Genomic DNA, 21,505 nt, shown 5'->3' with positions numbered 1-21,505 from the left:
CCGAACTAATGTTATATATTTTATAATTATAGTTGAGTTTAAAGTTGCCATTTGTAAATTTTTAATTTATTGTCTTTAACTTTTGTATGACTGCAATGCGGCGGTTAGGATTCGTTCAAGTTCATCGGATGCGAGACTCACGTTGCGGTTATACGAACAAATCCCTAGTTGCTCAACCAAATAGCAATAAACTTATGAAAATAAATACATTAGCGACCAGTGCCTTAACTGTGCTGTTAGCAATAACAAGCATCAACGCTCTGGCGGCTGAAAATAAATCATCGAATACGGGAGTCGATGTAGCTAAGGCACCTGGGGAAAATTTTGACCTGTCCGGTTATAAGCTGCAATTACCCGTCGCAAACGGCCATAGTGTTGTGGAAGTCGCCCCCGCAATGCTACGGGACTACGAATCGAATTATTTTTACACGGATAAATCCAGCGGAGCGATGGTATTTTCTTGTCCAAGCAACGGTGCCACCACAAGAGGTTCGCACTATCCGCGCACTGAATTGCGCAGTCTCAGCGAATGGAATTTCACAGATAGTCACAGCTTAACGGCAACATTGGCTGTTACTCAACAGCCAGACAACCGGGACCTCATTGTTGGCCAGATCCACGGTGATGGAAAAGGTTCGGAAGCGCTTAAATTGCGCTGGCACAATGGCGATATTGTTGCGGGAGTAAAGACCAGTTTAAATACAACGGAAATCAGATCTACGATTGCAAAAGGAATCGCTCTGGGCGAACAATTCACCTACAGTATTGTGCAACAAGATCATGCAGTAACGGTTACAGTTAATGGAGCCAGTCAATCTTTTACATATGATGCCAGCTGGGACAATGAGACCGTCTACTTCAAGGCCGGAAATTATCTGCAGGATAATTCGACGTCTGGTGCAAACGGAGTTGTGTTTTTCTATAAGCTAAATTAGCTTGTCGAAGCATCTTAAATGACTGTTTTAGAATTTTGAATTTGCTGTCATAAATCGATGACTGATACTTCCTCAGATTTGTAATAGATGGTTGTATCGTTTTCATTTTTTTCGTGCCAATAAAACTCTCTCAATCGTATTTGCAAATATGACCAGCGACCAAAAAACAGGGAGAAAAATGAATCCCTGTTTTTTGATTGAAAACACCAATTAATTAAGGCGACAAAGTTACTGAAGCGGTTCCAGATTTTCCGCCGAACGTAGCTGTAATGACAGCATTTCCAGCACTGACCCAATTAACTACTCCCTGCGATACTGTTGCAACATTGTTTGCAGAAGAACTCCAAGTGATCGGCTGAACAACTTGCTCCTGTATGACTTGAGAGGTGCCGTCAGAGTAAGTGGCCGTTGCTGTAAGCGTTTGACTGGATGAAGGGGAAACACTAAACGATGACGGCGAAATAGCAACGGAAGTTAAGGTTGCAGAAGAAACCGTAAATGTAATACTGGCTGTAAATCCAGAAAATGATACAGAAACTACTGCTGTTCCCGAAGCCACTGGAGTTAGCACGCCTGTTGAAGTAATGGTTGCTACAGTATTAATTGAAGTGCTATTTACGGGTAATGACAATACCATCGAACTACCGTCGGTATACAAAACGAGCGGAGTAAGTTGTATGACAGAACCTAAATACAAAGTTGTTGGAATAGAGGCCTGTGGCAAGTAACTACTAGTGCCATAATTTTCCACAATAGAAATAGACGAAGGCGTTGCAGTCGTCACACTTATAGCCAAACTGCCAGTTATTCCATTGACTGAAGCTGAAATAGTTGTGCTTCCAGATTGCGTTGACGTGACCAATCCTGTTGAATTAACTGTTGCGACCGTATTTGCTGAGGAGCTCCAGATTGCAGATGGTAATTCCTGAGTAGACCCATCTGAGTAATGTCCTGTAGCTAAAAACTGCTCCGTAAAAGTTAATGGAATATTTGTTGAAGATGCTGTAACTACGATTGATTGCAAACTTGCTGCCGTAATCGTTAGATTTGCACTTCCGGTCACTCCGTTCGATGAAGCAGTGATTTCAGTATTTCCTGGCTGCAAGCTTGTTGCAAGACCGGTTGAACTGATCGTAGCATTTGCAATTGAAGATGAACTCCAGGTTGGCGATTGAATAGCTTGAGATGTTCCATCTGAGTATTTGCCAGTTGCAATATATTGCCGAGTTGAGCCTATAGCCATGCTCGACGAAGTGGGCGTTACGTTGATGCTTTGTAATGTTGGCGGTGGAGTTGCTGTTGCAGTTGATTGAGTTGGATTTGACGAATTACTGGAACTTCCTCCTCCGCCTCCCCCGCATGCGGTCATCATAAATATGAAAAACAAAATTAGACAACGCTTTAAATCAAAAAATATTAATTTACTATCAATGTAATTTGTCATATTTATTCCCGGTTTAATAGGTTGCTAAGTATTCAATTACCCGTGATCCAACTTGATATGTACGTCCATCACAATTTCTTTAATAACACTCAAATGCTTCTTTTGGTAATGGCTAACTTTATTAGCGATTAATGTTTTTCCCTCGTTAAAGATGAACCTGAGGCTTGGGCATTTTGATTAATATCTTTATAAGAATCTAATTTATCAAGTTCACCGTAATCTACGGTATTTCCTTTTATCCTTGAATAATATTTAAGAATAATTAAATTTCAAGATAAGTTCGGTTCGGTAGCGCATAAAAAATGTTAACCATTCAGTGTGATCCGTAGCGAAGCTACTAACGCAATCAGTTGCTGAACTCATTCAGCTACGCGTCTGCGTTTCACCCGCCGGTAGCACAGCTGTGCGTGTCGGGCATGAAAGTGCATCCCAGTTCAGTCGGGAATACAGCCGTTTGTTTGGGGAGCCGCACCGCGACATCATGCGCATGAAAGAGGTTTAGGCGAATGGTATTAGCTAGCACCGATGTCCCAGTGTAGATCCGTATTTATCAATGCCCGTTCTGGATTTATATTCGAACTCGCTGATGACGGCGATTGAATTGTCGTCAGTAGGATAAAAAAGCAACAGTCAAGCGGTTATTAATTATGCAAGTTAGTGCCTGAACATGGGGTGCACTGCTCATATCGGACTTAAGTTTTGGGTTAAATGCCCTATTTAGGGCATAGACAACGCTGGAATGACGTTATATGCTGTAAAAAATGCAAATTTGTAACTTTTTGTATCTACATCAGTGCATATCGTGCACCGGCCTGCATTGAATCAGAAAAATAATCACAACGATTTTTATCGAGGAGATTTGCATGCAAAAATTAACTGGTTTGGTTTTGGTAAGCACTTTTATTCTTACGGCATGTGGTGGCAGCGATAGTAATAGTAGCAGCACAGCAGGCGGCGTTGGCATCAGTGATGCACGCGGTACGTTGCAGCAAAATCCACCTCCGCTCACCGTATCAATGAGTACCTCAGCAATTACTGCAAATCCCTCTTGGCAGCAAAACGTGACTATTTTTGGCAGCGCCCCAATTTGTGGCGTTGATATCCATTACCTCAAGTTCGGAACTGTAGGCGGAGCGGGGGAGGCCACGAATGCTACCGGTGCTCTCATGCTACCTACCGGTTCTAATCCTGCATGTAGCGGGCCGCGTCCGATTGTGGTTTATGCTCACGGTACGGCATTTACCAAAGCTTACAACCTTGCCAGCAGTGATCCGAATAATGAAGCCAATGGTGAAACGCTCATGATCGCGGTTGATTTTGCCGCGCAGGGTTTCATTGTCGTCGCGACGAATTATGCTGGCTACGATACCTCGCAATTGCCCTACCATCCTTACCTGAACGCCGATCAACAATCTAAGGACGTCATTGACTCGCTCACTGCGGCACGCGCAGCGTTACCTAGTCTGGGCGGTGCTACTGATTCGGGCAAACTATTCATTACCGGTTATTCGCAAGGCGGCTTTGTGGCTATGGCAACGCATAAAGCCATGCAAGCCGCAGGCCAGACAGTGACTGCAGCGGCGCCGAGCTCAGGCCCTTATGCGATGGGGGCTTTCGGTGATACGGTGTTTTTAGGTAGGCCGTCGCTACTGATCAATGTGTTAGCAACAATGATCGTCACCAGCTACCAACATGCCTATGGCAATATCTACGCTAACCTCACCGATATTTACAACCCAACTTACGCAGCCAATTTGGCAAACATATTGCCATCCAGTGAGGGGCTTAACGTGCTCTCAACAGGGTTAATTGCGCCCTCTATATTCAGTAACATCGCACCGACGGCACCAGTCGGCGCTTCGGCTTCGTTGCAGGCAGTATTGAATGCCGACACCATTCCACCCACCAGCCCAGCGTTGCTCGCATCAACCTATGCGGCTGGATTTGGCCCCAATTTTTTAGTCACCAACAATTACCGTATCAACTACATCATGGATGCGCTTGCTAATCCTGACGGCTCGGTGCCGACACTCACCACCGGCTTGCCTGCAGTGAGCCCGGCCAATACGATACGTCAGGGATTTAAGATCAATGACTTCCGTAACTGGACGGCCAACCGCCCAGTGCTGCTGTGTGGCGGCAATGCCGATCCGATGGTGTATTTCAATGCAAATACTCAAAATATGCAGCAGTACTGGACAGCACCGTCGCCCGCTGCAATGGCTTCAGGTTTGTTCACTGTGTTGGATGTTGACTCAGCAATTACCGGGGCTAACGACCCTTATGCCTCTGCAAAGACTGTGTTTACGGACCTTCGGGCGTACTTTGTTGAACAAGCGATTGCGTCGGGAGCCACGGACGGCGGCGCTAGCGCTGTGCTACAAAATTATCATCCGGTTCTGGTTTCGTCAGCTTGTATGCTGGCCGCCAGTAACTTCTTTCAGCAAGTGCTGGCTAGTGGGCAGTGACGATGCTTTTGCTGATTCACGTGCCAGTTTTACGCTATTTTTCAGCAGGTTTTTGATGGTAATGAAGCGATTCGATGGCGGGTATTGGAATGCCGGCATCGGGTTGCTGGTTATCAGCGTGCCGATGCTATTTTGCTGTGATCAAGCGCCCGGAAGGGTGGTCAGCCTGGTCAATTTATTTTTTACTCGAATCCACACTAGCTACCGGCTTTTCATTACCGTAATTTTTCACCAGATAATCAACGATGGCGGGCATTTCTTCGTCGGGAATTGGCGCTGCAAACGGCTTCTTCATTTTCTTCACCGTCGCCACCCAATAACTGCGTGGCGAACTCGGTGGCTGGCTCAAAACATACTGTGCTGAATGACAGGTCATGCAATTATTTTGCACTAGTTGATAACCCGGCATGTCGCTGGGACGATACGCGGCCGTTTCTGCCGGTAGCTCAATATCAAGCGCAAAACTACTGCCGGCTGTCAGGCCGATGATCGCAAACAATAAAGTAACTGGTTTCATACGCTTCTCCTAAACTGCATTAACGCGGGTTGTTTCCACCACATTACGCATATAACCGGCCGGGTTCCACAAGGCCGTCATCGGCTGGCTTTGTCCGATACGATTCACTGCGCGTACTTTTAATTCATGCTGGCCGATTTGTTTTGGCGTAAATTGCACCGTCCATTCACGGAAGGAATAACGTCCCAAATCGGTACCGAGTTTGGTCGTTTGCCACGACGCGCCACCGTCGCTGGAAAACGCCACTTCAGTAATCCCGTAACCACTGTCAAAGGCCATGCCGCGCACTACGATTGGCTGGCCGACGGACACTTGTGCACCGTTAGTTAAACTGGTGATGAAAGAACGTACATTCAATCGGGAAATCGGTACCGTTTTAGTCGGTGCTGTGCCGGGCGTTACGCAGGCGCAAGGATTATCGGGAATTCGATATGCCGGATTCATCCAGAAACCTTCAAACGGTTTATCGAGTACTTCAATTTCGGACAAATGCTTGACCCAATATGTGCCGTAATAGCCGGGCACAATCAGGCGTAACGGGTAACCATTCAGCATCGGTAAATCTTCGCCGTTCATGGCCCAGGCCAGCATCACTTCGCCGTCCAGCGCGTGGTCAATATTGAGCGCTTTGAGGAAGTCGGGACTGTCTGGGAATAATGGTGCATCAAGTCCGTTAAAACTCACTTGTACAGCACCGGCTTGCACACCGGCTTTTTCTAATAATTTTTTAAGCGGAATGCCCGTCCATACGGCATTGCCCATGGCGCCATTGGCGAGTTGCCCGCCGTTGGCGCGCGGCTCAAAAAAACCGCGGCTATTACCTGAACATTGATTCACTGCCGTCAGACTGACCGGATCGGCCAATTGTTTGAGCTCAGTGAGCGATAACTCCAACGGCGCTGCGACCTTGCCGCCAACTTTTAGGCGGTAGGTTGTTGGGTCGATCGAAGTCGGAATCCCGCTCCAGTGATAGCGCACAAAGAAGGCATCGTTCGGTGTGATGACGCTGTCGTTAAACACCTCAAACGGTGTTTCTAATTGCGGTGGACGGCTGGTGAGTAAAATTAAAGGCCGCTTTTGCGGGAAAGCGACCAGCTCACGCGTGCCGTTTTCAAACGGCAGTTGCACGGTTGGATTAGACGCTAAAGCCGGCCATGCCGAACCGGCTAACATTGCGCCGATACCGGATGCAGAGGCTCTGCGTAAAAATTGCCGACGCGCGCTAGCGTCGATAGCATTATTGTTGACCAAGTTTTTATTCATGATTTTTCTCACGGGTTTTCTACAACGTCTGCTTAATTAAGTGATGGTTTTAAGATCCTGTCTTAGTCGGCAATGACTTTTCCTGCCATTCCGGCATACCGCCCCGGAACCAGTAAATCTGGGTAAAGCCAAGCTGCAAGGCGATTTTAGATGCTTTATATGATTTCCAGCATTCGGTGCCATTGCATAAAAATATCACGGCTTTTTCTTTTGGCAGTGCAGCAATTGCAGAGTAATCATCGAGTTTTGGATCAAAATCGCGCTCTTTCAAACTGTGCTCCACATAAGCGGCATTGATCGCACCGGCAATATGCGCTAATTGGTATTCCTTGGCGCTGCGGGTATCCACCACCGTCACGCCCTTAGCCACCAGTTTGCTGACTTCGTCGGCAGTCACGGTTTGTACTCCGGACAGGCTGGCAGGCGTCAAAATTCCAAGCGACGCGATATAGCGGTATTGAGTTACGTCCTCATTGGTGGTAGCGCGAAATTTACCGACACCATTAGTCGACGAACTGGCCCATTTCAAAATGATTTTACGTACCGCCTCGGACGTATCGCTTTTAACGACTAACGCCATACCAGCCGGAATCCGGCGACTGGTTTTGATAATGACACCTTGGCCAGGATTAGCCAGTATCCAGCTTTGCGCTTCCTCGCGTGAAGCGATGGTCATGTCGGTTAAATTGGCAGCTAAAGCAAATAAACCGGCGCCGCTAGTTTTACCGTAAGTGACCTGTTTGATTGATTTAATGTCGATATTATTTTCAATCAGCATGCCCTTGGCGACATAGGTGCGGGTCGAATCTTGCTGGGTCAGGTAGAGGCGTTTGCCGGCGATGTCGTCCAATTTTTTAATGTCAGGGCGCGCTATTAATACAAAATCCGCATCTGCTTCATTACGCGCTAACACTTGGTAGTGATGGCTGATCGCCGAAGCAATAATATGCGGCGGGCCAATGATGATGTCATTTTCTTGCGTGCGGGTAGAGCGTAAAACATCGGTCAGATTGGAAGACTGGTTCGAAAAAACTTTGCTGCCGAGCGCCGAATTAAGCTCAGGAATTGAGCTGATAACCCGGTCGACATTGTTTTTACCTACCTCGTCGGCTGGATCGACTCCGATCAATATCTTTAATTCAGCCTGAGCCAAGAGCGGAAGTAGTAACAACAACGCACAACATAACTTTATATTACGAGCGATTTTCATAAACCTTAATCCCGAGCAATTTCACAAAGCGCCGATTATATTACCATTTGGAACATTTCCGTAATGCAACTATGGCTTGTTACATCTACTTTCATTTTTGCCGAATTTACCGATTGGTTTATGTAAATTCATGTCGCAGTTTTAAAAGAAAATGGCTGTTCCAGTGCGTACAATACGGACATCCAAGACAACCTGAGGCTGATCATGACTGCAACAACCACCAATACACCACCGAATACACCTGTTACCCGCAGCACATTTGATGACGTTATCGTGCCAACTTACGCACCGTCAACCTTAGTGCCGGTACGCGCCAAAGGCTTGGATTTGTGGGATCAGGAAGGGCGCCAATATCTGGATTTTACTGCCGGTATTGCTGTTACCAGTTTAGGACATTGCCATCCGGATGTCGTGCATACTTTGCAGCAACAAGCGGAAAAACTGTGGCATGTCGGTAATGGTTATACCAATGAGCCGGTGCTGGAATTGGCACGTTCTTTAGTTGCTGCCACGTTTGCCGACCGGGCATTTTTCTGTAATTCTGGCGCAGAAGCCAATGAGGCGGCGTTGAAGCTGGCGCGTAAATATGCAGCTAAAAACGGCCATACTCATAAAACTCGTATCATTTCTTGCGAAAATTCTTTCCACGGGCGTACTTTATTTACCGTGTCCGTTGGCGGACAACCGAAATACACCGAAGGTTTTGGCCCATTGCCGGCCGATTTAACCCACATTGCGTTCAATGACATTACCGCTGCACGTGAAGCGATGGGGAATGACGTCTGTGCCGTAATGGTCGAGCCGGTGCAAGGCGAGGGCGGCGTCATGCCAGCCACTACCGAATATTTGCAAGCCTTGCGTGAGTTGTGCGACCAGCATGGCGCATTGCTGATTTTTGATGAAGTGCAATGCGGCATGGGACGTACCGGCCAATTGTTTGCTTACATGGGTTATGGCGTAACACCGGATATTTTAACCAGTGCCAAAGCACTCGGAAATGGTTATCCGGTTGGCGCTATGCTCACGACCAATACGGTGGCGGCGGCATTTGCTGTCGGTACTCACGGCACAACTTACGGTGGTAATCCTTTAGCTGCTTCTGTTGCATTGACGGTGCTGCGTACGATTAATGTGCCGAGCTTTTTGTTGCGGGTAAAACATGCGTCCAAAACCTTGATTTTAGCGTTGCAGGGTTTGGTACAAGAATTTCCGCACATGTTGGCGGAAGTGCGCGGCAGCGGTTTGCTGTTGGGTGTGCAATTAACGGCTACCTACGCAGGCCGCGCTAAAGAAATGACCAAGGCAGCGGAAGAGCAAGGCTTAATGTTGCTGATCGCAGGCCCTGATGTGTTACGTTTTGCACCAGCGTTAATTGTGACGGATGAACAAATTCAAGAAGCGGCAACTCGTTTACGCCGTGCTTTGGCGACCTTGGTTTAACTATTACCAAAAGTTTCATTCACACTAAAAAGGTCGCTATGTTTATTGTCAGACCCGTTGCAACCAGCGATATCCCAGCGTTAATTGAGCTGGCGGCAGGCCTGACTCAAGGTGTTCACACCATGGCGAAAACTCCGGCAGCAATCGAACGTGCGGTAGAACAATCGTTACGTTCTTTTGCCAGTCAAACGGATATCGCTGGCGAAGAATGTTATCTGTTTGTGCTGGAGGATTTAGAAAATACCTCCAGCCATAGCTTAATCGGTAGCGCAGCCATTTCTGCTACCGCAGGTTCCAAAGGTACTTTTTTCTCGTTCCGTAACGACGTTATCCAGCAAGTTTCCCGTGATTTAGATATCAGTCATAGCGTTCACGCACTCACTCTTTGTGCTGACCTCACCAGCTATTCACAGCTCTCCAGCTTCTTTGTGCGTCGAGGTAATCATATCCACCCGGAAGCCGCTTTATTGTCACGCGCAAGGTTGATGTTTGCTGCCTGTGCGCCGGAACGGTTCAGCGATAACTTTTTTGTTTCACTGGCCGGTTACACCGACCAAAAAGGCTGTGCGCCATTTTGGGAAGCCTTGGGAAAAAAATTCTTCCAGATGGATTTTTTGGAAGCGGAACGTTTGGTCGATGGTGCGCGTAACCGTAATTTAATCGTGGAATTAATGCCGCATTATCCGGTGTATGTGCCCTTGTTGACCGGTGATGCACAAGCAGCGATGGGGCAAGTGCATCCAGAAAGCGAAGTACCGTTCGACTTGTTGACTAAGGAAGGTTTTGCAGCAGATGACTTCATTGATATCTTCGACGGTGGGCCAATTCTGGAAGCCAATAAACATGCATTGAGCTCATTTGCCCACGGATTGAAGCTACAGGTGGAAACTGTGAGCGATGACTCTGCGCCAATTAGCACAAATGCAAACCGCAGTTACCTGGTAGCCACTGCCAGAGAAACCGATTTCCGCGCAACGATGATGCAATCAACCGCACTGGAAAATACGCAGACCGTGCGCCTGTCCAGCGAAGTGATGCAAGCTCTTAACGTCATCGACGGCGATCACGTATTATGCGTGCCGTGGTGACAAAAAATCAGGAAATTAAGGATAAAAGATGATAGTAGTACGCGCAATTAAAAAAGATGACCTGGACGGCTTAATGTATTTAGCCACTCAGGTTGGCGATGGCATGACCACACTAAAGCCAGATACGGAGATGCTCAGCAACCGTATTGCCGTTGCTTGCGCTTCCTTTGCCGAACAAATTCCCCCAGAGCAGCGTGACTATTTATTTGTTTTAGAAGACACCGACAACGGCAAAATTATTGGCGTTAGTGCCATTAAAAGCGCGGTTGGTTTAGATGAGCCTTTTTATAATTACCGCATCGGCACACTGGTGCATTCTAGTAAAGAGTTGAACGTGTATTCGCGTATGGATACGCTGTATTTATCCAACGATTTAACCGGTTGCGCTGAACTCTGCTCGCTGTTTTTACATCCTGACTATCGTAACAATAACAACGGCCGGTTGCTGTCAAAATGCCGGTTTTTGTTTATTGCCCAATTCCCGCATTTATTCAGTGAAAAACTCATCGCCGAATTACGTGGCTTTCAATATCCCGACGGCAGTTCGCCATTTTGGGATAATCTGGGCCGCCATTTTTTCAAAATGGATTTTAATCGCGCCGATGATATTAGTAGCTTAGGTAAAAAATCCTTCATCGCAGAACTCATGCCGCGCCATCCTTTGTATGTCGCTTATCTACCTAAAGTAGCGCAAGACGTTATTGGGCAAGTGCATGTGGATACCGCACCAGCCCGCCGCTTATTGGAGCAGGAAGGTTTGTATTACGAAGGCTTTGTGGATATTTTTGACGCGGGGCCAGTGTTGCAGGCGCGGGTTAATGAATTGCGTTCCGTGCGTTTGAGTGAATTGTTGGAAGTAGTTGATTGCTCGGCTGCTTTGCTTTCTGATCCGGCTGCAGCTGAACCGATGCTGGTAGCGAATACCAGCATTCAGGATTACCGCATTATTGTAAGTGATCTGCTGCCGCATCATGGGCAATTGCAACTGACTTTGGAACAGCAGCAAGTCTTGGGTTGCTCTGTTAAATCGCAGGTGCGGGCGATGCCTTTGAATGCAAAAAATGAGGCAAAAAACGAGGTTAGAAAAATAGGCGAAAATTATAATGAACCATAAAACTAATAGTAGTAATTATATAAACGGCGCATGGTTGGCAGGCAGCGGCGAATCGTTTAGCGTCATTAACCCTGCCGACGGCCAGACTGTTTGGCAAGGTAACGCGGCAGACGAAAACGACGTGCAGCAAGCTTGCAGCGCAGCTCGCGCAAGCTTCTCGGCTTGGGCGCAAACTAGTTTAGATGAGCGGATCGCCATCTGTGCCAAGTTCCGCGATCTGTTAAAGCAGCACACGGAAGAGTTGGCGCTGTTAATCGCACAAGAAGTCGGCAAGCCGATGTGGGAAGCGCGTACTGAGGTCGCCACCATGGCGAATAAGATTGATATTTCTGTTCAGTCTTATCAAGCCAGAACCGGTGTCGTGAGTAGTAAAGTGGCGGATGGCGATGCGGTATTACGCCATCGCCCGCATGGTGTTTTTGCGGTGTTCGGCCCATATAATTTCCCGGGACATTTACCGAATGGTCATATCGTTCCTGCGCTGATTGCCGGGAATACCTTAGTGTTTAAGCCGAGCGAATACGCTCCGCAAACAGCGATTAAAACCGTGCAGTTGTGGGCGCAAGCAGGTTTGCCGAACGGCGTATTAAACCTGGTCAATGGCGGAAAAAATACCGGTATTGCACTGTCTAAAAATACCGATATTGATGGCGTGTTATTCACCGGCAGTTACCAAACCGGCGTAATTCTGCACAAACAGTTTGCCGGTCAGCCGGGCAAAATGCTGGCGCTGGAAATGGGCGGCAATAATGCCTTGGTAATGTGGGATGTCAAAGATATCGACGCGGCTGTGCACCACACCATTTTCTCCGCCTTTGTAAGCGCGGGACAGCGTTGCACATGTGCACGCCGTTTAGTTATCCCAAATACGGCGCAAGGCCAAGCATTTTTAGATCGTCTTGTGCAAGTTGCAGCAGCAATCCGGGTTGGTAAAAGCGACGCCGAACCTGCACCTTTCATGGGGCCGGTCGTGTCCAGCGTTATTGCGCAACGCTTATTGGATGGTCAGGCCGAATTAATCGCCAAAGGCGGAAAATCATTATTGGCAATGCGGCATTTGCAAGCAGATACCGGCTTTTTATCGGCGGGTATTGTTGACGTGACAGATGCCAAAAATATCCCTGATGAAGAATGGTTTGGCCCGTTGCTGCAAGTAATACGGGTAGCTGATTTTGCGTCCGCGATTAAAGTCGCAAACGCTACTAACTACGGTTTGGCAGCAGGCTTGTTAAGTGATGATGCAAACTTGTGGCAGCAATTCCAGACGCACATCCGCGCTGGCGTGGTGAACTGGAACCGCCCAACTACCGGTGCTGCGAGTACTGCGCCGTTCGGTGGCGTCGGTAACTCTGGCAATCATCGTCCAAGTGCGTATTACGCGGCAGATTATTGCGCTTATCCGGTGGCGTCAATTGAGACCAATTTATTAGAAATGCCTAAGCAACTTTCACCTGGCCTGGTATTTTAAGGAAACAGCATTATGCAAAAAACGCGCGAGTATAATTTTGACGGTTTAGTTGGCCCAACGCATAACTACGCCGGGTTATCGTTCGGTAATGTGGCATCCTCCAGTAACATTAAAAGTGCCTCCAACCCGAAAGAAGCGGCATTGCAAGGTTTGGCAAAGATGCACGCTTTGGCACAACGCGGCTTTGCGCAAGCCCTGTTACCACCGCAAGATCGACCAAATTTTAAATTGCTGCGCCAGCTAGGCTTTACCGGCACCAACGCGCAAATGATTGAAGCTGCTGCGCGCACATCACCAGTGTTGTTAGCGTGCGCTTATTCTGCTTCGTCGATGTGGACAGCAAACGCCGCAACCGTCAGCCCGTCAGCAGATACCGCTGACGGCCGGACGCATTTTACGGTGGCAAATTTAAATAATAAATTGCATCGTTCGATTGAACATAGCCAAACTGAGCGCGCTTTACGCGCTATTTTTCATGATGAAAAACATTTTGCAGTGCATCAGGCATTACCTGCGACACCGGCATTCGGTGACGAAGGCGCGGCTAACCATACGCGCTTGTGCGCAGAACACGGCGCTGCTGGTGTTGAATTATTTGTGTACGGACGCAGTGAATTTGATGCCAGCATTGTCGGCCCTAAAAAATTTCCGGCACGCCAAACACTGGAAGCTAGTCAGGCCGTAGCGCGTTTGCATGGCTTGCAAGATGCACGTACGGTTTTTGTACAGCAAAATCCACACACAATCGACCAAGGCGTTTTTCACAATGACGTAATTGCGGTTGGTAGCGGAAATGTACTTTTTTATCATCAAGAAGCGTTTGTGGATGAAGCTGCCAGCATTGAAAAATGTCGCATCGCCATGCAGCAAGTTGGCGCAGAATTAAACCCGATTCGGGTTGCAACTGCTCAGGTAGTCGTTGCCGACGCAGTTTCTTCATACCTGTTTAATAGCCAGTTGCTCGCTAAACCTAACGGCAAAATGGCCTTGCTAGTTCCACAGGAATGCAGCGAAAATGCTGCTGTTGCCGCGTATTTAAAAGACTTGGTCAGCAGTACCGGCGCAATAGATGAGTTATTAAGTTTTGAATTGCGTCAAAGTATGCGCAACGGCGGCGGCCCCGCTTGTTTGCGCTTGCGTGTCGCACTGACTGAACAGCAAGCTAACGCCATGCATCAAGGCGTGATTTTTACTGAAGCTTTATATAAGCGTTTAGTAACCTGGGTTGAGAGTCATTACCGTGACACACTTTTCCCGGATGATATGGCTGATCCTGCACTTGCAATTGAAGTGCAAACCGCCTTAAATGAGTTGAGTGGAATTCTGAATTTACCAAATTTGTACGAATACTAAAACACAGAGGATGTAATGAGACAAGCACAAGAATTACGTAAACAAACTTTAACGTTAGTGCAAGCCAACAACGCACAAAACAACCCTTCCGTTAGCGCCTTGCTGGAGACCTGGTTGTCTTCACTGGAAGAAGATGATTTAGCCGGAATTTTGCCCGCCAGTTTGGCGTCAATGCTGTGGGAAGGTTTTACCAGTGCAGCAAGCTGGACTCCCGCACAAGGCTGCCAGATTAATGCCATGGCGTACCAAGATGGTCGCGGTGGCCGCGCAACGGCGTTGCTGATATTGAATCCCGATATGCCGTATCTGGTTGATTCTATCGTAATGGCCTTACGCAGCCAGCGCGTCGTTTCGCGTGCGGTACTGAACTCAGTGCTGGCAGTGCAGCGTGATGCAGCTGGAAAAGTTCTGCAAGTGGAAAAAGCCAAAGCGACTAAAGACAGCAAGGCCGGTCTGGAATCTATCGTCGTTTGTTTGTTGACGGAACAAATAAAAGAACCTGAAATTACTTCGTTGCTGGGTCACTTGAAGATGTCAGTCGGCGACGCCGCCGATGTGCGCCATGACGCACCGGCACTCTCAGCCAAGATGCTGCAATTGGCCGACGAGGTTGAAGCTTGCGCCAATGACGGCAAAGAAGCTGGCGCATTTTTACGCTGGGCCGATAACATTGGCTTTGAGACGTTTGGCTATGTTTCTTATCAGGTTCAACCTGAAACACGCGAATTAGTCCGCGACGTTTCTAGCGCACTAGGCGTGCTTAAAAACCGGTCGCATCCTATTTACGGCAATTGCTTAAAAAGTATTCCCGGTGATTTCGACACGTTGTTCGGCCGTGAACATACCTTATCGGTGGTGAAGGCCGATGTACAAGCAACCTTGTACCGCGACCAGCAATTAGATTTTATCGGCGTGCGTAATATCAACGCGCAAGGTGTTTTGTTAGGCGAGCATTGTTTGGTTGGTTTGTTCTCTCGCGCTGCAACGGCAACCGCGTTGGCTGATTTACCGTTTGCGCGGGTACGAATTGCTAAAGTATTGCAAATGGCTGGCGTGCGTCCGGAAGGTTTCCGCGCCGAGAAATTTTTAGAAATTTTAGAATCTTTACCGCGTGTTGAAGTGTTGGAAGCGCAACCAGAATGGCTGGCTGAAGTATCCAGCGCAGCGGTGGCTTTGTTTAAACAACCGCGCGCGAAAGTATTTGCCCGTCGTGACGTGTATGGACGCCATTTAAATGTGCTGGTGTATATGCCGCGTGAATTATATAGCGCCAATTTGGCTGAAACACTGGCAGATACATTGCAAGAAGTGGTTGGCGCTTCCTCAGTGCGAGTAGAAACTTTGCTGGCGGATGGCCCATTAGCGCGTCTGTATTTAATCGCCAAAGCAGCCAGACCAGATCTGGATCTGGAAAATGATATTCAATTGCCGCTGTTAGGCGTTTTGGAAGGTTGGCATACTACTTTTAATAATTTAGTAGATTCCGTAGAAGAAGCTAGCTTGCGAGTCGGCCTGCGTAAATTGTGCAGCGAATTACCTGCCGACTATATCGCAGTTACTTCCCCAGTCACGGCGTATCACGACTTATCCGGCATTATGCATAACGCAGGGTCGGACCGGATTAAAGTCCGCGTTGAAACCACACAACCAGTCAGCATTCGTTTGCAGTCCTTGCGCACAGTGCCGGCATTGTCGAACATGCTGCCAGCCATGCATAACGCGGGTGTAGTGATTGAGCGTGAACAAACCTACCAAATTGCGGAAGATGCAGATTCAAACTCCGGCAATATTTACGTCACCTGCCTGTCCCTGGATGAAGCCAGTGCCGAAAAATTAATGCAACCCGGCGTGGCGAAAGTAGCGCAGGAATTGTTTGAATCGTTGTTGAATAATGAAGCCGAAGACGGACGCATGAATGCCTTGGTAATTGAAGCCGGTATGCGTTCAATGGAAGTACAAGTGATTCGCGCTTACGCCAGCTACTGGCGACAAGCGGGTTGCCGCTTCAGTATTCGCTACATGGCCGATTGTTTGAAAAAGCAAGCACATTATGTGCGTCAATTAACTGATGCCTTTTTGCTGCGTTTTGATCCTACGCTGGATCAACAGCAGCGTGAAGCTGGTACCGCTGCTTTGCATGCCATCATCGAAAAATTAACTGATATTAATCACGCCGATTCGGAAGATATTTTGCGTACCTTGGCCGAGCTGATGCTGGCGACTTTGCGTACCTCGTACTTCCAGAGCAAGCAACTGAACGATATTATTTTATTCAAGTTTGATACCACTAAATTAAGCTGGTTGCCGCAGCCACGTCCATTCCGTGAAATTTTTGTCTTCTCACGTCGCTTTGAAGGCGTGCATTTACGCGGTGGCCCGGTTGCACGCGGCGGTTTGCGCTGGTCGGACCGGATGGAAGACTATCGTACCGAAGTGCTTGGTTTGGTGAAAGCGCAAATGGTTAAAAATGCCGTGATTGTGCCAGCCGGTGCTAAAGGCGGTTTCGTTTGCAAGATGGTTCCTAAAGACACGAATGGCATAAGCAGCAGAGAAATGGTGGCGCGTGAAGGTGAGGCGGTGTATCGCCTGTTCATCGCCGGTTTGCTGGACTTGACCGACAACCGTCAGCAAGGAAAAATGATCCATCCGGAACAAACCGTTTGCTACGACGATGCTGATCCGTACTTGGTGGTGGCAGCCGACAAAGGCACGGCCACGTTCTCCGACATTGCCAACGGTATTGCGGTAGAGCGCGGCTTCTGGCTCGGTGATGCGTTTGCATCAGGCGGTTCAAACGGTTACGACCATAAAAAACTCGGCATTACTGCCAAGGGCGCATGGGAAGCGGTTAAACGTCATTTCTATGAACTCGGGCATGACCTGAACACCACACCAATTACCATGACTGGCGTAGGCGATATGTCGGGTGACGTATTCGGTAACGGCCTGTTGTTGTCGCGTCAGATTAAACTGGTTGCCGCATTTGATCATCGTCATATTTTCATCGATCCAACACCGGATGTAAAAGCCTCGTTTGAAGAACGTCAGCGCATGTTTGCACTGCCACGTTCATCGTGGGAAGACTATAACAAGATGCTGATTTCGGCAGGCGGCGGCGTATATCCGCGTGATGCACGTAGCATTACCTTGTCGCTGCAAGCGCAACAAGCTTTGCATACCGAGGCTAAAACGGTCACGCCGGAGCAACTGCTACATATTATTTTAATGGCCAACGTTGACCTGTTTTATAACGGCGGTATCGGTACCTACATTAAAGCGTCGACAGAAAGCCATGCGCAAGTTAAAGACCGTGCCAATGATGCGATCCGGGTTGACGGTAACGTTATGCGTTGCAAGGTCGTTGCAGAAGGCGGTAACCTCGGCGCTACCCAAGCCGGGCGGATTGAATTCGCGTTAAAAGGCGGCCGTATCTTTACTGATGCGATTGATAATTCGGCAGGTGTAGATTGTTCCGATCATGAAGTTAACGTCAAAATCTGGCTGGATAGTGAAGTCAATGCCGGCATGATCGATGAAGCCGAACGTAACAGCATGTTGAACAAAATCACCTTGGATATCGAAGACCTGGTGTTGCGTGACAATACCCAGCAAACGCGTTTATTGGTGCGTGAAGAACAAGCCCAGCACATTGAAAAAATGCAGGATGCGTATGCCAACTTAGTCCGTCATCTGGAAGCGGAAGGCGTGTTGTCGCGCGAGTTGGAACAACTGCCTACTGAACTGGAATTAGCGCGTCGTAAAGAAGCCGGTATCGGTTTAACTGCACCGGAATTGGCAGTGGTGGTAGCCAACGTTAAAAATCGCTACAAAGGTATTTTGTCCGGCTTGCCATTAACCGGTAATAGCTGGGCAAAAAGTATGCTGACACCATATTTTCCGGCAGCGTTGGTCGCGACCAGAAACGGTTTGGACCATCCATTAGCTAATCCAATTTTAGGTACGGTATTGGCTAATGAAGCGGTGAATCGTTGCGGTCCGATCATGCTGGTTGAATTGGCTGAAAAATACCAAGTAGCTGAATCCGAGGTGATTCTAGCTTGGTCGCAAGCGTGGGCTGCGTTGAATTTAGCACCGTTATTCGACACGTTGGACGCTCATGCCTTGCTGGAGCCGCGTGACGTTTCCAAAGCGCTGGACGAACGTTGCCGCTTGCTGCAAAGATCGTTAATCGAAGGCGTGTTATCGGTGCCGAAAAATGCTGCTTCCGGTAATTTGGCGGAATTGACTGCGCTGTTTAGCCAGCAAAATTCTGTTGCGCCGTTGCTGAGTAAATTTGTGACGGAAGCCAAACCATTCCCACGTGCTTGCCAAACAGTCGAAGCCTTAATTGACATGGCCGATTTCTTATTTTCAGCACTCGGCACACCGCGTACTGAAGGTTTGGATTTGGCGGTATTTTTACAAATTGGCCTGCAGTTGCGCCAACAGTCGGGTATTGCGCAATTAGAGCCGATGTTGATGCAATCGAACGTAACGCCGTTACGCACCCATGCCTTGAATGCGCTCCGACGTGCTCAACAACGCTTATTAGAATTAGTGTTGCTGAAAATGCCGAAGATTCAAGACCGTCTTGAAACCGAGCAGTTAATTTGCCACATCAACGCGGTATTAACGCAAGTGGGTATCCAAGTGAAAACTGTTCAAAATGAACAGCCAAGCTTAGAAACCGCGGTACTGGAAGTGTGGGCTTTGTCCGAAGCGGCAACGGCAACCAGCATGGATTGCGTTTAAGCGGATGCAAAGCGACTTTTGCACCAACTTCGCCAGAGGTGATTTTTCAGCTCTGGCGAGCTCTTTTGAGCTGGCAGGTTTTAACGTACAACAACCGCTGGCTGGTGTTGTGCAGATTTGTGAGGATGGAGAAACTGCTTCGGCCCGCATGCGTTTATTAATTTCAGTTGGCGTACATGGTGACGAAACCGCGCCAATTGAAATGATGGCGCTGCTGTTGGAAGAACTTGCTAAAACACCGCAGCAGTTAGCGGTGGATTTAATGGTCATGGTGGGCAATATCGACGCCATCGCCCAAGCCAAACGGTTTATTGATGTGGATTTAAATCGTTTATTCACACCGCAGCGCACCCAGTTTAATAATGCCCAAGAAGCACAGCGCGCCGACCAGTTAATGCACGCAGCAACGCAGTTTTTTGACGGTCATCAAAACAAATGGCACTTGGATTTACACACCGCAATTCGCGCTTCGTTTTATCCGACGTTCGCGATTGTGCCGGGTAAACATAATCCGGCTTTTGTAAGTTGGTTAGGTAGTGCAGGCATAGCTGCAGCGGTGTTAAACCCGCAAGCTTCAGTCACCTTTAGTTCGTACACGTGCAAACATTTAGGCGCAGTTAGCTGTACAGCCGAGCTCGGGCGGATAGGGGAGATGGGTAAAAACGATTTAAGCCAATTTGTAGCAACCCAGGCAGCGCTTGCTGCCTTGCTGCGGTCGGGCCTATCTGCGACAGAAAATACGGACACAGCGCCACTCGTTTTCCGCGTTGCGCAAGAGCTGATTAAGCGTAGCGAAGCGTTTCAATTAACCTTTGATGGCAACACCCAAAACTTCACTGAATTTGCACCGAATGCGTTGATCGCAACCGATGGTGAGTTGACCTATGTTGTTGGTGCCGAGCCTGAGTATGTGCTGTTTCCTAATCCGTCGGTGCGAGTTGGCTTACGTGCCGGGTTGATGGTGGTACGGGCTGTAGAATAGTGGTTTTTTGTAGTTGGGCGGGCACGGTTCTGTTGTGCTCAACCCACTACTAAAATTCCCATAACTTGCGTCTGATTGTCTATTCGCGTCAAAAATATCGATTTGTTTGGTAAAAAAACTCCCAATCGCATTTCTAATAAATTACCAGTGACTTACATGCAAGTAGTTGTTGCATCGACCGATTGAATCCGCCGAAGGTAAAGAGTTAATTATTGTGTTTTAGTAAATGCACTCTGATGGCACTTACGGACTATTGAGCAGATGTGCAATTTTGAAATTTAAAGACAGTTTTCCGCATAATTTTTACAGGCCCGAGTGCGTCAAATTCTATTGGCGACAGTAGATAGTTATTTGAAATTCAATGTCATACAAATAACTAATATTTTTTATGTTCAATTTCTTAATGTGCTAATATTTCTACGTGGAAACTTTAGGTTTTTTCATTTAACTTTGTACATAAACTGTTTATTTACCTGGGACAATACTAATATGGTGCAAATCAAAAAGTGTAGCGCTTTGTCGTTTCTCGCATTCAGCCAAATTATGACTCTACTGCTGTGCGTAGCGTGTAGCAAAGATCCGTCTCCTGACACAGATTCTGCCTCTGCCAATGCACCCGAAGCCGGAGCACCGACCACTCCGCGGACAACAGGTCTTGTCAAGAATCCGATTAAACTTTCTGATACCGCAGATGCTGTTAAATGGATGGATATGGCATCCACTAAATCACCAGCTCAGATAGCCAAAGAAGAAAAGCTCGCAAAAGACGCCGCGGACGCAAAACTGGCTGCCGAAACCAAGAAAGTACATGATGACAAACTTGCGGCAGATGCAAAATTGGCGGCAGATGCAAAAATTGCGGCCGACGCCAAACTAGCTGCAGATGCAAAGGCACTTGCTGCCGCCAAGGCATTGGAAAAACAAAAAATAGCAGCGGCTGTTCAGAGTCCCCCTGCGGCTCCGCCTAAAGCTGCACCTGTTGTAGCGCAAGAGCCAATTCTCAATGTCATTACTGGGGAACAGCCCAAATTTCCAAGCCGTGCTGTGCGTGATGGCGTCACAAAAGGCATAGTCACCGCGCAATTGCATGTTGAAACGGATGGCAGAGTATCCAAAGTGGAAATCGTCAATGCCACCCCGAAAAAATATTTTGACAAGGCAGTCATTTCGGCGGCACTTCAATGGAAATATGCGCCCATATCGAAACCATTGACGACAACGATGGAATTTGAATTCAAGATGGCTGGTGATGGCTCATAAATGGGTGTACGACTGAATGAACTGCCCCCAAAAAGTTAGACATCAATTCTAATTTTTTTGGCAGTTCACTGTGCTATTACTCCCTAATGAAATGGACTCCACCCTCCTGAAAACGGCATCATAATGTGCCTAGCGAGCCAGGTGGGCTGGCAAGCGACAATCAAGAGAAGGAGTCCGAAATGGATACTACCGTAAAAATGATTGGTTTGGA

Annotated in this window: 14 protein-coding genes; 10 read left to right on the top strand and 4 right to left on the bottom strand. The window is 47.9% G+C overall.

Features of this window, described 5'->3' with window-relative positions:
- Nucleotides 1–194: 194 nt before the first annotated feature.
- On the top strand, nucleotides 195–935 hold the full coding sequence (locus S2091_RS00070) for a polysaccharide lyase family 7 protein (RefSeq protein ID WP_165794864.1): 741 nt from the start codon (nucleotides 195–197) through the stop codon (nucleotides 933–935).
- A gap of 214 nt (nucleotides 936–1,149) precedes the next feature.
- Here the strand turns inward: S2091_RS00070 and S2091_RS00065 are convergent, their stop codons facing one another.
- The gene (locus S2091_RS00065; protein ID WP_105529745.1) at nucleotides 1,150–2,379 is read right to left on the bottom strand and encodes an Ig-like domain-containing protein; all 1,230 of its coding nucleotides are present in this window, start codon (nucleotides 2,377–2,379) and stop codon (nucleotides 1,150–1,152) included.
- 863 nt (nucleotides 2,380–3,242) lie between these two features.
- On the opposite strand from S2091_RS00065, the gene S2091_RS00060 reads away from it, so the two are divergent.
- Nucleotides 3,243–4,847 carry an alpha/beta hydrolase family protein gene (locus S2091_RS00060; RefSeq protein ID WP_105529744.1) on the top strand — a complete coding sequence of 535 codons (1,605 nt, stop codon included), beginning with the start codon at nucleotides 3,243–3,245 and terminating at the stop codon, nucleotides 4,845–4,847.
- A gap of 175 nt (nucleotides 4,848–5,022) precedes the next feature.
- On the opposite strand, the gene sorB is transcribed toward S2091_RS00060, so the two are convergent.
- From sorB to S2091_RS00045, 3 genes are read right to left on the bottom strand one after another with little or no spacing between them, the layout of a single operon-like run.
- Complete coding sequence (sorB, locus tag S2091_RS00055; RefSeq protein ID WP_105529743.1) at nucleotides 5,023–5,364, bottom strand: SorB family sulfite dehydrogenase c-type cytochrome subunit; 342 nt, start codon at nucleotides 5,362–5,364, stop codon at nucleotides 5,023–5,025.
- 9 nt (nucleotides 5,365–5,373) lie between these two features.
- Nucleotides 5,374–6,627 (bottom strand): SorA family sulfite dehydrogenase catalytic subunit, encoded by a 1,254-nt coding sequence (gene sorA / locus S2091_RS00050; RefSeq protein ID WP_207769576.1) that lies wholly within the window; start codon nucleotides 6,625–6,627, stop codon nucleotides 5,374–5,376.
- A gap of 49 nt (nucleotides 6,628–6,676) precedes the next feature.
- Nucleotides 6,677–7,837, bottom strand: a complete 1,161-nt coding sequence (locus tag S2091_RS00045) for a rhodanese-like domain-containing protein (protein ID WP_105529742.1) — start codon at nucleotides 7,835–7,837, stop codon at nucleotides 6,677–6,679.
- 204 nt (nucleotides 7,838–8,041) lie between these two features.
- Between S2091_RS00045 and S2091_RS00040 the strand changes: the two genes are divergently transcribed.
- From S2091_RS00040 to S2091_RS00005, 8 genes are all read left to right on the top strand, one after another.
- Nucleotides 8,042–9,277, top strand: coding sequence for an acetylornithine/succinyldiaminopimelate transaminase (locus S2091_RS00040; protein ID WP_105529741.1), 1,236 nt, complete (start codon nucleotides 8,042–8,044; stop codon nucleotides 9,275–9,277).
- Between the two features lie 38 nt (nucleotides 9,278–9,315).
- On the top strand, nucleotides 9,316–10,365 hold the full coding sequence (locus S2091_RS00035; RefSeq protein ID WP_105529740.1) for an arginine N-succinyltransferase: 1,050 nt from the start codon (nucleotides 9,316–9,318) through the stop codon (nucleotides 10,363–10,365).
- 28 nt (nucleotides 10,366–10,393) lie between these two features.
- A complete protein-coding gene (astA, locus tag S2091_RS00030) occupies nucleotides 10,394–11,479 on the top strand; it encodes an arginine N-succinyltransferase (RefSeq protein WP_105529739.1) in 1,086 nt (361 codons plus the stop codon).
- Entirely contained in the window at nucleotides 11,469–12,947 is a 1,479-nt protein-coding gene (gene astD, locus S2091_RS00025) for a succinylglutamate-semialdehyde dehydrogenase (RefSeq protein WP_105529738.1), read from the top strand. The genes astA and astD overlap by 11 nt, the downstream gene beginning before the upstream one ends.
- Before the next feature lie 12 nt (nucleotides 12,948–12,959).
- Nucleotides 12,960–14,300, top strand: a complete 1,341-nt coding sequence (gene astB, locus S2091_RS00020) for an N-succinylarginine dihydrolase (RefSeq protein WP_105529737.1) — start codon at nucleotides 12,960–12,962, stop codon at nucleotides 14,298–14,300.
- Between the two features lie 15 nt (nucleotides 14,301–14,315).
- On the top strand, nucleotides 14,316–19,052 hold the full coding sequence (locus tag S2091_RS00015; RefSeq protein ID WP_105529736.1) for an NAD-glutamate dehydrogenase domain-containing protein: 4,737 nt from the start codon (nucleotides 14,316–14,318) through the stop codon (nucleotides 19,050–19,052).
- A 4-nt stretch (nucleotides 19,053–19,056) separates the two neighbouring features.
- A complete protein-coding gene (locus S2091_RS00010) occupies nucleotides 19,057–20,034 on the top strand; it encodes a succinylglutamate desuccinylase (protein ID WP_105529735.1) in 978 nt (325 codons plus the stop codon).
- Nucleotides 20,035–20,577: 543 nt separating this feature from the next.
- Entirely contained in the window at nucleotides 20,578–21,294 is a 717-nt protein-coding gene (locus S2091_RS00005) for an energy transducer TonB (protein ID WP_133166831.1), read from the top strand.
- The last annotated feature ends 211 nt before the right edge of the window (nucleotides 21,295–21,505 follow it).

The organism is Solimicrobium silvestre (assembly GCF_002976435.1).
Taxonomy (GTDB): Bacteria; Pseudomonadota; Gammaproteobacteria; order Burkholderiales; family Burkholderiaceae_D; genus Solimicrobium; species Solimicrobium silvestre.
This window is presented reverse-complemented; position numbering and strand designations above follow the sequence as displayed.

Coding starts and splice junctions, on each gene's coding strand:
- S2091_RS00070 (WP_165794864.1), top strand. CDS start 195: ATGAAAATAAATACATTAGCGACCAGTGCCTTAACTGTGCTGTTAGCA.
- S2091_RS00065 (WP_105529745.1), bottom strand. CDS start 2,379: ATGACAAATTACATTGATAGTAAATTAATATTTTTTGATTTAAAGCGT.
- S2091_RS00060 (WP_105529744.1), top strand. CDS start 3,243: ATGCAAAAATTAACTGGTTTGGTTTTGGTAAGCACTTTTATTCTTACG.
- sorB (WP_105529743.1), bottom strand. CDS start 5,364: ATGAAACCAGTTACTTTATTGTTTGCGATCATCGGCCTGACAGCCGGC.
- sorA (WP_207769576.1), bottom strand. CDS start 6,627: ATGAATAAAAACTTGGTCAACAATAATGCTATCGACGCTAGCGCGCGT.
- S2091_RS00045 (WP_105529742.1), bottom strand. CDS start 7,837: ATGAAAATCGCTCGTAATATAAAGTTATGTTGTGCGTTGTTGTTACTA.
- S2091_RS00040 (WP_105529741.1), top strand. CDS start 8,042: ATGACTGCAACAACCACCAATACACCACCGAATACACCTGTTACCCGC.
- S2091_RS00035 (WP_105529740.1), top strand. CDS start 9,316: ATGTTTATTGTCAGACCCGTTGCAACCAGCGATATCCCAGCGTTAATT.
- astA (WP_105529739.1), top strand. CDS start 10,394: ATGATAGTAGTACGCGCAATTAAAAAAGATGACCTGGACGGCTTAATG.
- astD (WP_105529738.1), top strand. CDS start 11,469: ATGAACCATAAAACTAATAGTAGTAATTATATAAACGGCGCATGGTTG.
- astB (WP_105529737.1), top strand. CDS start 12,960: ATGCAAAAAACGCGCGAGTATAATTTTGACGGTTTAGTTGGCCCAACG.
- S2091_RS00015 (WP_105529736.1), top strand. CDS start 14,316: ATGAGACAAGCACAAGAATTACGTAAACAAACTTTAACGTTAGTGCAA.
- S2091_RS00010 (WP_105529735.1), top strand. CDS start 19,057: ATGCAAAGCGACTTTTGCACCAACTTCGCCAGAGGTGATTTTTCAGCT.
- S2091_RS00005 (WP_133166831.1), top strand. CDS start 20,578: ATGACTCTACTGCTGTGCGTAGCGTGTAGCAAAGATCCGTCTCCTGAC.